The sequence below is a fragment of the Xenophilus sp. genome (assembly GCF_044462705.1).
Lineage (GTDB): Bacteria > Pseudomonadota > Gammaproteobacteria > Burkholderiales > Burkholderiaceae_C > Xenophilus > Xenophilus azovorans.
In genome coordinates this window covers 1-12,244 of the sequence record NZ_JBIQNC010000154.1, presented here as the reverse complement: position 1 = coordinate 12,244, position 12,244 = coordinate 1, and the positions used below count along the sequence as shown (strand labels likewise).

The window sequence follows — 12,244 nt, the reverse complement described above, 5'->3', positions numbered from 1 at the left end:
GCGCCCCGCAGCCACGTGGCCGCCTCGGCGCTGCCTTCACGAAAGATCCGGGCTAGGAGTGGACATGGAGAGATAGCAAGGGAAAGAACGAGTGCTATTGTCGGCGTGCAGTCTGATCAACATGGCGCTGGCTTCGCGGCCACGCCTTTGTCCTGAACGTTATGGACCAGCGCGGCTCCAAGGTCGGATCCACGCTGTGCTGCCATGCCCAACGTGCCTCGTCCTCCATGCGGTAGATCGACCGGGGCGCAACGGCGAGCCGCACGATCTTGCGTTGCAGCGCGGGCTCGTAGGGATAGGGCCTGAAGCGCAGTGTGGCGCTGCCGCCGAGCGACACACCCACAATGCGCTCGAAATCCGGCACGTCGCGGTGCCAGCCCAGCGGCGTGCCGGGCGCGTACTCGGCCACCAGCGCATGCACCAGGGCTTGCGGCTGGATGCCGAGCCAGGCGGCAACACGAGAGCGCAAGGGCTCCAGCCGCGCATCGAGTGGCGCCGCCGGCAGCAGCCGGTTGGCGTCGTAGTCGAAGGAACCGCCGAAGCTCACCCCCCGCCGGCGTGCGAGGTAGTCCTTGTAGCGCGCGGCCTGCAGCGGCAACGTGGCAACGATGTCCAGCACTGCCTTCTCTTCGTCGGCCGACAGGAACTCGGGCTGGTACACCAGGCCGGGAATGGAAGCCTCCACCGGCCCCGCGTCGAACAGGCTGCACTGCATCGCGTTCATCGGAAGTCCCGGCTTTCGGTGGCGAGGCGCCCCAGCCACGGCGTGAGGTCCACCAGCTTGGTGGCGATGAGGTTGCACACGCGGCCCTCGCGCTGCCAGCGGCCCTTGACCGCCAGCAGGCGCGCGTTCAGCAGGACCGCGCGCTGCGCCTCGCGCACGTGCCGCCAGACGATGACCTGCACGGCGCCGTGCTCGTCTTCAAGGCTGACAAAGATGGTGCCGTTGGCGGTGTCCGGCTGTTGGCGCAGGGTGACGATGCCGCAGGCTCGCACCTCGCGGCCATCCGGCACGCGCTGCAAGTCCTTCGAGGAGAGCAGTCTCTTGGCCTGCAGGCGCGGACGCAGCAGGGCCAGCGGATGCCGGCGCAGCGTCAGACCGGTGGCAGCGTAGTCCCAGACGATCTCCTCGCCCTCCGGCGCCTCGGGCAGCTCCAGCGTGTCCTCGTCCACGGGCGCCTCGCGCAGCAGGCGCGGCGGCGCGTGCAACGCGGCTGCATCCCAGACTTGTTGGCGGCGATGGCCCGACAGGCTGGCCAGCGCATCGGCGGCGGCCAGCAGCTTCATCTCGTGCTGCTCCAGGCCGGCGCGCCGCGCGAGTTCCTCGACGCTGTCGAACGGCGCGGTTTCGCGCTCGGCGGCGATGCGCTCGGCGCTGGCCGCCTTCAGCCCCGCGATCATGCGCAGGCCGAGGCGGACCGCCGGCCTGTCCGGCAGATCCTCCAGCGTGCAGTCCACCGCGCTGTGCATCACGTCCACCGGCCGCACCTCGACGCCGTGGCGCTTTGCGTCCTGCACAAGCTGGCTCGGGCTGTAGAAGCCCATCGGCTGTGAGTTCAACAGCGCCGCCAGGAAGGCGGCCGGCTCGTTGCACTTGATCCAGGAAGAGGCATAGACCAGCAGCGCGAAGGAGGCGGCGTGGCTTTCCGGAAACCCGTACTCGCTGAACCCCTTGATCTGCTCGAAGATGGATTCCGCGAAGGCCTTGTCGTAGCCGCGCTGCGTCATGCCATCGACGATGCGCGCGTAGTAGCGCTCGATGCCGCCCTTGCGGCGCCAGGCCGCCATCGCGCGGCGCAGGCCGTCGGCCTCGCCCGGCGTGAAGCCGGCGGCCAAGATGCTGATCTGCATCACCTGTTCTTGAAACACCGGCACGCCTAGGGTGCGCCCCAGAGCCTCCTTGAGGGCTTCGCTGGGATAGGTCACCGGCTCCTTGCCCTGCCTGCGGTTGAGGAACGGGTGCACCATGCCGCCCTGGATCGGGCCGGGTCGCACGATCGCCACCTCGATGACCAGGTCATAGAAGCACCGGGGCTTGAGCCGGGGCAGCATCGACATCTGGGCTCGGCTCTCGATCTGGAAGACGCCCACCGTATCTGCCTTGCAGATCATGTCGTAGGTCCTGGGGTCTTCCGCAGGAATGTCCTGCATCTCGAAGGTGTGCCCGCGGCGCAGGCTGATGCCCTCGAGCGCCTTGCGGATGGCCGTCAGCATGCCCAGGGCAAGCACATCGACCTTGAGCAAGCCCACCGCATCGAGATCATCCTTGTCCCACTCGATCACGGTGCGGTCCTGCATCGAAGCGTTCTCCACCGGCACCATGCGCGAGAGCAGGCCGCGCGTGAGGACGAAGCCGCCGGTGTGCTGGGACAGATGCCGGGGGAAGCCGATCAACTGCCCTGTGATCTGCAGCAGATGGCGCACGGCCAGGTCGTCCGGCGTCAGGCCCAGCTCGGCGAGCCGTTCGGGCGACACCTCGCGCCCATCCCACCACTGATGGTTGGAGGCGATCGCATCGACCGTCTCGGGCGCGAAGCCCAGGGCCTTGCCCACGTCGCGAATCGCCGAGCGCGGCCGATACGTCACCACGGTGGCGGCCAACGCTGCCCGGTCGCGGCCATACTTCTGATACAGGTACTGGATCACCTCTTCGCGCCGCTCGTGCTCGAAGTCGATGTCGATGTCCGGCGGTTCGTTGCGCTCCTTGCTGATGAATCGCTCGAAAAGGACGCTCATCCGCACTGGATCGACCTCGGTGACGCCCAGGCAGTAGCAGACCACGCTGTTGGCCGCCGAGCCGCGTCCCTGGCACAGGATCCCTTTTGAGCGCGCGAAGGCCACGATGTCGTAGACCGTGAGGAAGTAGTGCTCGTAGCGCAACTCGCAGATCAGGTCCAGCTCGTATTCGATCTGCTGCTGCACCTTCGCGGAGATGCCCTGCGGCCAGCGCCGGCCTGCGCCCTCGTAGGTCGCGCGGCGCAGGTACGACGCCGGCGTTTCGCCCTCGGGCACCACTTCGTCGGGGTACTGGTAGCGCAGTTCGTCCAGGCTGAAGGTGCAGCGCGCCGCGACAGCCAGGGTCTGGGCCAGCAGATCCGCCGGATAGGTCTGCGCCAGGCGCAGGCGGCTGCGCAGATGGTGCTCCGCGCTGCGCTGCAGCCCTCGGCCGCATTCGGTCAGCGGGGTGCCAAGCCGCGTCGCGGTCAGCACGTCCTGTAAGGCCTTGCGGCTGCGCACATGCATGTGTACGTCGCCCAGCGCCACCAGCGGAATTGCCGTCAGCGCCGACAGCGTGCGCATGCGGTACAGCCACACTTCATCGTCGAGGCGGCGCAGCAGTTCGACCCCGATCCAGCAGCGGCCGAGGAAGTGGCGCAAGGTCCAGTGCCCCAGCGCTTCGAGTTGCGCATCGGTGCTGCCGCGCCGAGGCGAGACCAGCGCCACACAGTCCGTCAGGTCGGCCCGCTCCAGTTCCCGCCGGGTCAGGCGGTAGCTGCCTTTCTCGGAGGCGCGGCGCAGCGACGTGATGAAGGCGCAGAGGTTGCCGTAGCCGTTCAGGTTGCAGGCCAGCAGGACCAGTACGAATGGCGCGTCGGGGCCCGTGCCGTCCTCGGCGTCGGCCTGCACGATGAACTGCGCGCCCACCAGCAGCGGCAGGCCGTGCTCCTTGGCCGCCACGTGCGCCCGCACGATGCCGGCCAGCGAGCATTCGTCCGTCAGCGCCAGCGCGCGGTATCCAAGTTCCTTGGCGCGCTCGACAAGTTCCTCCGGGTGGCTGGCGCCCTTCAGGAACGAGAAGTTCGACAGCGCGCGCAGCTCGGCGTAGTCGGGCAGTGCGGCGGCCATCGTCTTGGCGTCGGCGCCGCTCATGCGAAATGCCCATGCAGGAACCACGCGGTCTCGTCGGCCGCCAGACGCTGCTGGTAGATCCACAGCAGGCCTGCGTGGGCGCTCTGCGCGATCCAGTAGTCGCGCTGGACATGGTGGGTGATGGGGCCTTGTGCCGCCTCCGCGCGGTGCCACCAGCCGCCTTCGATGCGGTCGGGTCCGAGAAGCAGTTGCAGCGGCCCCTGGTAGATGGGGCGGTTGTCCCGCACCGCCAGGCGCAGCGCTTCGTCCAGCACCCATGTGGGAAGCGGCAGGTCGGCCCCGTTGGCGCGCTTGCGCGGCTTGGCGACATCTGCGGGCTGCCAGCACTGCATCCACTCCAGCCGGTGGTCGTCGGCCAACAGCGGGCGCAGCACACGGTCTTTGCCCAGCCGGGCCTGGATGCGTTCGAGCACCTGCGCGATGGCCTCGCCGGCGCGGATGGTCTCGGGCAGCAGGGAGCGGCTTTCCTCTGTGAGCGGCGTGACCTCGTCGGCCAACAGTTCCAGGTCACCGGCCGGCGCCGCCAGTTCCACCTTCGCCAGGTGCTCGCCCAGCAGGCGTGACAGATGATCGATGCTGCGGGTCGGCGCGGCAGTGCGCACCGAGAGTTCGCCGCCCGTGCCGGCTTCCTTTGCGCGCATTGCATCGTGGCACCAGCGCAGGGTGAACGCCGTGACGCCTGCATGGCGCGCGGCGAGCCACGCGCCCATCTGCAGCAGCAGACGGTGCGCGGCGAACATCAGTGCCGGTGCGGTCTCCACGCGCGACATGAGTTCGAGCCGCACATGGAAGGTCTCGGGCAGCGTGGTCCACTCATAGGCCTCGGGCCGCTGCCCATAGGCCTGGTCGAGCGCCAGCAGCAGTTCCTTGTCGAAGCGGCGGCCCAAGCCGCCGCGGGGCAGCCTGCGCACGTCTCCCAGGCTGCGGCAGCCCAGGCGCGCCAGCGTGGGTTCGTGGCGGCCGATGGCCGAGACTGTGGCGAGCGGCAGGCGGTCCAGGAGTGCCGCGACCGGCTGCGCGAAGCCGTCCCGCACACCTGCGCGTGCCAACGCCAGTGCGGCCGTGCCGCTCCACGCCCAGGCGACGGACTCGACGCCCAGCTCCGCAGCCTCGGCCTCCACGCGCTGTCGCAGCGCCTCAAGGCCGCCGAACAGCCGCGCGCTCGCCATCACCTCCAGCAGCACGGCTTCCTCGCACCCTGCCACGCGCGGCGAGAACTGCAGCGCCCAGACGGCCAGCGCCTGCTGCTCAATGACCGGCAGGGTGCCGGTGCAGGCTGGCGGTCGCAGAGCGGCCCAGTACCCGAGCATCGGTGGCCTCCTGGGAGGGCGAAGGGGAGGGAACGACGATCGCCTGCTCCGGCCGGCTCAGCCGGGGCGGCAGCACCGCGGCCATCGGCTCGGCGATCGAGCGCAGCAGCAGCACGCCCTCGTGCGGCGGCCCGCGGCGCTTGAGGATGCGCACCTGCAGGTGCCAGTCCCGGCCGAGGGCGACCGACAGGCGCAGCGGTGCGGCCGATGCCTCGCGCTGCATCGTCACCGGCCGGAACAGAAACACGGGTGCGCTGCAGGACTGCGCATGCACCTGCAGGCGGCGCACCTGCTCGGGCCGGGCCTGCGGCAGCCAGGCGAGGATGGCCCCGGGCGGATTGGACTTCACCAATTGCTCGGTGGTCCACAGACGCTCGGCCGGCGTGGCGGCGTCGATCCAGACCAGGTGGTCGGCGCCGATGCCCCACTGCGCCAGGCCGGCGGCATGGGGGCGCTTGGGCGGGGCGACCAGCAGGATCTGCCCGCCGGCTGCCGCCAGCGCCGCCAGGCCCGGCGCGGTCAGCCGCCACTCGCACAGCGCCGCCTGCGGCAGCAGGATCTCGGTCAACGCATGCGTGGGCCAACCCTGGCCGGGCAGCGCCGCGTCCAGTGCGGCGAAGCCCGTCGCAACGGTCGGCGCGTCCGCCCGGCCCAGTTCATCGCCGCGCCAGACGCCCTCCAGCGCGCCGGGCGTGGGGCCGGCGGTCTGGGGCGCGAAGGCAAGAGAGCTTGGCGAAGGCGGAAAGCCTTCTGGCCAGCGAAGGGCGGACATCGGTGGGCTGAATAAACACTGTATGAAACATCAGTATATGGACGCCGGGCGGGCCGTGCTCGCTCGCCCCGCCAGTTTTGTTGTTCTGCGCGGGCATCCGATAGCGGCGGAGCGAGGCGCCAAGCGGCTTGCGGCCGTTCGTCGGCCGGTGCGGACTTTTTTGTAACGGCCCAGCCGAGTGCGGCCAGGGGTCATTCGCTTGACACGGTTTTCCGCACTGTGTGCACGGCGAACCTCTGGTGTCCTACAGGCTCAGCCGTGGGCGGGTGCTACCGTCGTTCCTCAATAAGGAGGCGTACATGAGCGATGACAAAGGCAAAACCGGCCATGACCGCAAACTGATCAACCTGAACGAGCCTTATGAGGTACGGGACTGGACGAAGAGTCTGGGCGTGTCCGAAGAAGAACTGCGCCGCGCCGTCGAGGCGGTCGGCAACTCGGCCGACAAGGTGCGCGAACACCTGAAGTCGGGTAAGTAGCCGGAGGCGGTCATGGCGGACGACGGCAAGGCGCCGACCTCCACCCGGACGATGTGGAAGGGGGCGATTTCCTTCGGCCTCGTCCACATCCCGGTCGGCCTGTACGCCGCCACGGCGAGTTCCGGTATCGACTTCGACTGGCTCGACAAACGCTCGATGGAGCCAGTGGGCTACAAGCGCGTCAACAAGGTCACCGGCAAGGAGATCGCGACCGCCGACATCGTGAAGGGCGTGGAATACGAGGATGGCCGGTACGTCATCCTGTCGCCCGAAGAGATCGCCGCCGCTTTCCCAAAAACTACCCAGACCATCGAGATCGAGGCTTTCCTCGACGCGGACGAGATTCCGTTCGTCTACCTGGAGCGGCCTTATTACACGGCGCCCCTGAAGCGTGGCGAGAAGGTCTACGCGCTGCTGCGCGAGGCGCTGCGCAAGAGCAACAAGGTCGGTGTCGCCAAGGTCGTGATCCAGACCAAGCAGCACCTGGCTGTGCTCATCCCTTGCGGTCGCGCGCTGATCCTGAACCTGCTGCGCTGGGGCGGCGAGATCCGTTCCTTCGAACAGCTCAACCTTCCTCCTCTGGACGCCAAGGCCGCCGGCATCAAAGATGCGGAAATGACGATGGCGATGCAGCTCATCGAGGACATGACGCAGGAGTGGGATGCGGACAACTTCCGCAACTCCTTCGCCGACGAAATCAACAAGCTGATCGAGACCAAGGCCGCGGCCGGCGACATCGCCGACGTGGTCAAGGTCGAGCGCGAAGCTGGCGCGCCGGCCGGCGCGGACGTGCTGGACCTGACTTCGTTGCTCAAGCGCAGCCTGGAGGGCGGCGGCAGGAAGCCATCGCCATCGCGCGCAGCGGATGGGGGCAGCGCATCGGTGACCGCGCTGCCTTCGGCGAAGCGGGCACCGGCGAAGACCGCCACTGCTGCCAAGAAGGCGCCTGCCCGCAAGGCGCCGGCGGCCAAGAGCGCCCCTGCGAAGAAGACCGGCCGCCGCACGGCCTGACGGGGCATCGCGAGGACTTCGAGCATGGCCGACGCCCTCGCGCTCTACAAGAAAAAGCGCAACTTCGCCGTCACGCCCGAGCCGGCCGAAGGCGGGACGCCGGGCACCGAAGCCCTGCAGTTCGTGATCCAGAAGCATTGGGCCAGTCGGCTGCACTACGACCTGCGCCTGGAACTGGACGGCACCATGAAGAGCTGGGCCGTGCCCAAGGGTCCGAGCTTCGACCCTGCCGACAAGCGCATGGCCGTGCAGGTCGAGGACCACCCCATCTCGTACAACACCTTCGAGGGCCAGATCCCGCCCGGCCAGTACGGCTCGGGCAAGGTCATCGTCTGGGACCGCGGCTACTGGGTGCCCATCGGCGATCCGGCCGAAGGCTATCGCAAGGGCAAGCTCGAGTTCGAGCTTCATGGCCACAAGCTGCAGGGCCACTGGACGCTGGTGCGCATGCACGGGCGCGGCGACGAGAAGCAGCCGCCCTGGCTGCTGATCAAGGAGCACGATGGGTTCGAGCGCCCGGCCGCCGAGTTCAGCGTGGTGGACGAGATGCCCGACAGCGTGACCAGGCTGCCGCCGGTGGCTGTCCCGAAGGGGCCGCAGGTAGCGAGGGCATCCCTGGCGAGCACGGCGCGCGACCTGGGCAAGGCGGCCAAGGCGCCGCTGCCCGACACGCTCGCGCCGCAGCTGGCCACCCTTGTCGATGGGCCGCCAGCGGACGTGTCGGACTGGCTGTGGGAATTGAAGTTCGACGGCTACCGGCTGGTGGCGCGCATTGACCGCGGCGCGGTGCGGCTCTTCACGCGCAACGGCAACGACTGGACGGCGAAGATGCCGGACCTGGCCAGGGCGGTGAAGCAGTTGCCGCTGAAATCGGGGTGGCTGGACGGGGAAGTGCTCATGCTCGACGCGCAAGGCATCCCGGACTTCCAGGCGCTGCAGAACGCCTTCGACTGCAGTTCTACGAAGGACCTCGTGTACTACGTGTTCGACATGCCGTATGCGGACGGTCGCGATCTGCGGCACCTGCCGGTCGTGGAGCGGCGGGAATTGCTGCGCGCGGTCGCCGAGCAGTCGCCCACGGACCGCGTGCGCTTCAGCGAGGCCTTCGAGGCCAAGCCCGGCGACCTGGTGGCGTCGGCCTGCAAGCTCGGCTTCGAGGGCGTGATCGGCAAGCGCAAGTCCGCGCCGTATGCGTCGCGTCGCAACGCGGACTGGATCAAGCTCAAGTGCAGCCACCGGCAGGAGTTCGTGATCGGCGGCTTCACCGATCCGCAGGGCTCGCGCACGGGCATCGGCTCGCTGCTGCTGGGAGTCCACGCCGACGACGGCTCGCTGCAATATGCGGGGAACGTCGGTACCGGCTTCAACGAACGTACGCTGGCCGAGCTGCGCGAGAAGTTGGGCGCGCTGGTCACCGACAAGAGCCCGTTTGCGAACCCGCGCGCGATCGCCAAGAAGGCCCACTGGGTGCAGCCGAAGCTGCTGGCCGAGGTGGCCTTTGCAGAGTGGACCAAGGAGAACCGCATCCGCCATTCCGTGTTCCACGGGCTGCGCGACGACAAGCCGGCCAAAGTGATCATCCGCGAAGAGCCTAAGCACCTGGCCGCGGTCGACGCGCCGGCGGCCGAAGGGCAGGGCGCTGCACTACCGCCCTCGCTGCGCGTGTCGAATCCTGAGCGTGTCATTGATGCGTCCACAGGCGTCACCAAGATCGAGCTGGTGCGCTACTACGCCAAGGTGGCGCCGCTGATGATGGCGCATCTGAAGGGCCGGCCGGTCGCGCTCGTTCGGGCACCCGAGGGCGTGAAGGGCGAGCTGTTCTTCCAGAAGCACCTGGACAAGGGGAATATGGCCGGCGTCGAGCAACTCGACCCCGCGCTTTACATGGGCCACCCCGCGATGCTGGAGGTGGCGCGCCCTGAAGGCCTGCTGTCGGCCGCACAGATGAACGTCATCGAGTTCCATACCTGGAACGCGAAGAAGGATCGGATCGACCGGCCCGACCGCATGACCTTCGATCTGGACCCCGGGGAGGGCGTGCCCTGGGAGCAGGTGCAGGAGGCGGCGCAACTGGTGCAGGTGCTGCTCAAGGAACTGGGTCTGCCCACGTTCCTGAAGACCAGCGGGGGCAAGGGGCTGCATGTTGTGGTGCCGATCAAGCGTCTGCACGACTGGGATACAGTCAAGGGTTTCTCGCAGGCTGGGGTGCAGCACCTGGCCCGCACGATCCCGCAGCGCTTTGTGGCCAAGAGTGGTCCTCGCAACCGTGTGGGGAAGATCTTCGTGGACTACCTGCGCAACGGCTGGGGCGCGACGACGGTCAGTGCCTGGTCGGCGCGCTCCCGGCCCGGCATGGGCATCTCGGTGCCGGTGGCCTGGGCAGAGCTGGGCAAGCTCACGAGCGGGGCGCACTGGAACGTCCGGACGGTGGACGACCGGCTGCGCCAGGGCAATGCGCCGTGGGATGGCTATGACAAGGCTGCGGTGTCGATTGCGGCGGCGATGAAGCGCCTCGGGTATTCGGGCGGTTGAGCTTCTGGGGCGCTCCCCGACGCGCCTTGCTTGAAAAAAGTTGTCTTAGTCGTAGTCAAGCTACGACTCATCACGCTGATCTAAGTTGACGGCCGTTTGGAAAAGATGTTTCAATCGCAGCATGGCTACGACTGGAACGAGCAAACTAAACACTCTCTACACCCACTTGCCACCGGGAACGCCGCTGACCTCGGAGGACCTGGCGGGCCTGGGCATCTCCGCGGACTTGGCCGTGCACTATGTGCGTGCGGGCTGGCTCACGCGCCTGACGCGCGGGGTGTTCTGCCGCCCTCATGACGCCTTGGCGCTGCATCCCAGCCTGATCCTGCTGCAGCGCCGCTTCGAGGGCCTGCACGTGGGCGGCAAATCGGCGCTGGACTGGTACGGCGTGCGTCAGTACGTGGCGCAGCAGCCCGTCCTGCAGCTCTACGGCTGGGCAGCCGGGCACCTGCCGGAATGGTTCACCGAGCGCTTTCCGGCCGAGTACCACCGCAAGCGGCTGTTCGATGAACAGCCCAGCGACTTGCTGTACGCCGGGCCGTTCGAGAAGCGCAGCGGGGCGCCGCAGGTGTCGGCGCCGGAACGCGCGCTGCTGGAGTTGCTGAGCGACGTGGGCGTGCGCCAGCCGCTGCAGGAAGCGCGTGAACTGGTCGAGGGCGCATACAGCTTGCGCGTCGACGTTCTGCGCGAGCTGCTGCAGCGCTGCACGAGCGTCAAGACCGTGCGGCTGTGCCTGCAACTCGGCCGCGAGGCTTCGGCCCCCTGGGCTGCGAAGCTCGATCCGGCCACGCTGCCGACAGGCAGTGATCGGCCCTGGGTGTCGCGATCGGCCGAAGGCCTGCTAGTGCTCAAGCCATGAACCAGACCTATCTCGACACCGCGCGCTTGTTGGTCCAGGTCGCGCCGCTAGTGTTCGTCGACGACACGTTCGCGCTGAAGGGCGGGACCGCGATCAACCTGTTCATGCGCGACATGCCGCGCCTGTCGGTAGACCTCGATCTGGTCTTTCCCGACCACACGCTGCCGCGCGACGAGGCGCTGGCGCGCATCAACGAAACCATCCGGCAGGCAGCCGAGCGCTTGAAGAAGCGGGGCTTGCAGGTGCATGCGCCGGCGGCGGCCGCAGGCGAAACCAAGCTGCTGGTGCGCCGAGGCCCCGTGCAAGTCAAGGTCGAAGTGAACTTCGTGATGCGCGGCACCGTGCGGCCAGTACGCCGAGCCTCGCTCACGCCCGCTGCGGGCAGCGTGCTGATGGCCGACTTGGAGATCCCGGTGGTCTCGCTGGAGGACGTGTACGGCGGCAAGCTGGTCGCAGCTCTGGACCGCCAGCATCCGCGGGACCTGTTCGACGTGATGCAGCTCTTCGCGCACGAAGGCATCACGCCCGGCATCCGGCGGGCCTTCGTGGTCTACCTGGCTAGCAGCAACCGGCCAGTGCACGAGGTGCTGTTCCCGCCGCTGCGCGACATCCGGCACGACTTCGAGCACAACTTCCAGGGGATGACGGCCGAGCCGGTGTCGCTGGAATCCTTGCTCGCGGCGCGCGAGCGGCTGGTTCAGGAAGTCCAGCGCAGACTGGATGAAAGCGAGCGGCGCTTCCTGTTGTCGCTGGTGGCCGGGGCGCCCGAGTGGGGGCTGCTAGACATCACCCATCTCGAACATCTGCCGGGCGTGCGCTGGAAGCTGCGCAACGTAGCACACCTGCGCAAGACCAGTCCGAAGAAGTTTGCCGAGCAAGCCGAGGTGCTGGCGGCTCGATTCGCTGCCGTGGCGTCGAGCGAGGGCGCGCCACCGGCTCCTCGGAAGGATTGAACATGGACGTCCTCTTCTTCCTGAAAGATCGCACGCGGCTCATCCGCTAGTACTACGAGCAGGCGGCGAGTCCGTTCCACGAGATCAAGCGCACGCTGGAGAGCGTTCGTCGGACAAGGGGAAAAGTTGCAGCATTCGATCAGCTCATCGGCGAGGTTCGCAAGGCAGGCGGTCATGGTGAGATATTTGGTGCACTGATTTCGCAGTGCGTGTCCCAGCCCTTGTGAACAGGGTGCCCGGCGCTAACGACAACCCCGCTACCCCTTAGCCTGTTGCGAAAGTCCACGTCAAACACTTCAGGCGAAGGGCGCTTGGTTTAGTTGAGCTGTCGCCTGCACCAGCACAAGACAGCGCGCTTTCGCACGGGTCACTGCGTTGTAGAGCAGCCTGCGCCTTTGGTCATCACTGAACCGCCCCGGTTTTCGCGGAGGCTCCCTCGTTTGAGAAGATGGAGCCAT

At 67.8% G+C, this 12,244-nt stretch carries 9 protein-coding genes; 5 read left to right on the top strand and 4 right to left on the bottom strand.

Translation table 11 applies throughout. The features are described 5' to 3' along the window. Positions 1-94 precede the first annotated feature (94 nt). From ACIY1X_RS19460 to imuA, 4 genes are all read right to left on the bottom strand, one after another. Positions 95-724: an alpha-ketoglutarate-dependent dioxygenase AlkB gene (locus tag ACIY1X_RS19460; protein ID WP_399683673.1), complete on the bottom strand. Its 630-nt coding sequence runs from the start codon at positions 722-724 to the stop codon at positions 95-97. Next, the gene (locus ACIY1X_RS19455) at positions 721-3,870 is read right to left on the bottom strand and encodes an error-prone DNA polymerase (protein WP_399683671.1); all 3,150 of its coding nucleotides are present in this window, start codon (positions 3,868-3,870) and stop codon (positions 721-723) included. The genes ACIY1X_RS19460 and ACIY1X_RS19455 overlap by 4 nt, the downstream gene beginning before the upstream one ends. Beyond that, a complete protein-coding gene (locus ACIY1X_RS19450; RefSeq protein ID WP_399683679.1) occupies positions 3,867-5,048 on the bottom strand; it encodes a Y-family DNA polymerase in 1,182 nt (393 codons plus the stop codon). The genes ACIY1X_RS19455 and ACIY1X_RS19450 overlap by 4 nt, the downstream gene beginning before the upstream one ends. Positions 5,049-5,118: 70 nt before the next feature. After that, positions 5,119-5,952, bottom strand: coding sequence for a translesion DNA synthesis-associated protein ImuA (gene imuA, locus ACIY1X_RS19445; protein WP_399683668.1), 834 nt, complete (start codon positions 5,950-5,952; stop codon positions 5,119-5,121). Positions 5,953-6,251: 299 nt separating this feature from the next. Here imuA and ACIY1X_RS19440 point away from each other — a divergent pair, with 299 nt between their 5' ends. From ACIY1X_RS19440 to ACIY1X_RS19420, 5 genes are all read left to right on the top strand, one after another. Further along, a complete protein-coding gene (locus ACIY1X_RS19440) occupies positions 6,252-6,431 on the top strand; it encodes a DUF3606 domain-containing protein (protein WP_399683665.1) in 180 nt (59 codons plus the stop codon). 12 nt (positions 6,432-6,443) lie between these two features. Then, positions 6,444-7,442, top strand: a complete 999-nt coding sequence (locus ACIY1X_RS19435) for a Ku protein (protein WP_399683663.1) — start codon at positions 6,444-6,446, stop codon at positions 7,440-7,442. A 24-nt stretch (positions 7,443-7,466) separates the two neighbouring features. Next, the gene (ligD, locus tag ACIY1X_RS19430; RefSeq protein WP_399683660.1) at positions 7,467-9,974 is read left to right on the top strand and encodes a DNA ligase D; all 2,508 of its coding nucleotides are present in this window, start codon (positions 7,467-7,469) and stop codon (positions 9,972-9,974) included. A gap of 121 nt (positions 9,975-10,095) precedes the next feature. Then, positions 10,096-10,833, top strand: a complete 738-nt coding sequence (locus ACIY1X_RS19425) for a type IV toxin-antitoxin system AbiEi family antitoxin domain-containing protein (RefSeq protein WP_399683676.1) — start codon at positions 10,096-10,098, stop codon at positions 10,831-10,833. After that, entirely contained in the window at positions 10,830-11,786 is a 957-nt protein-coding gene (locus tag ACIY1X_RS19420) for a nucleotidyl transferase AbiEii/AbiGii toxin family protein (RefSeq protein WP_399683657.1), read from the top strand. The genes ACIY1X_RS19425 and ACIY1X_RS19420 overlap by 4 nt, the downstream gene beginning before the upstream one ends. Positions 11,787-12,244 lie beyond the last annotated feature (458 nt).

Coding starts and splice junctions, on each gene's coding strand:
- ligD (WP_399683660.1), top strand. CDS start 7,467: ATGGCCGACGCCCTCGCGCTCTACAAGAAAAAGCGCAACTTCGCCGTC.
- ACIY1X_RS19425 (WP_399683676.1), top strand. CDS start 10,096: ATGGCTACGACTGGAACGAGCAAACTAAACACTCTCTACACCCACTTG.
- ACIY1X_RS19455 (WP_399683671.1), bottom strand. CDS start 3,870: ATGAGCGGCGCCGACGCCAAGACGATGGCCGCCGCACTGCCCGACTAC.
- ACIY1X_RS19420 (WP_399683657.1), top strand. CDS start 10,830: ATGAACCAGACCTATCTCGACACCGCGCGCTTGTTGGTCCAGGTCGCG.
- ACIY1X_RS19460 (WP_399683673.1), bottom strand. CDS start 724: ATGAACGCGATGCAGTGCAGCCTGTTCGACGCGGGGCCGGTGGAGGCT.
- imuA (WP_399683668.1), bottom strand. CDS start 5,952: ATGTCCGCCCTTCGCTGGCCAGAAGGCTTTCCGCCTTCGCCAAGCTCT.
- ACIY1X_RS19440 (WP_399683665.1), top strand. CDS start 6,252: ATGAGCGATGACAAAGGCAAAACCGGCCATGACCGCAAACTGATCAAC.
- ACIY1X_RS19435 (WP_399683663.1), top strand. CDS start 6,444: ATGGCGGACGACGGCAAGGCGCCGACCTCCACCCGGACGATGTGGAAG.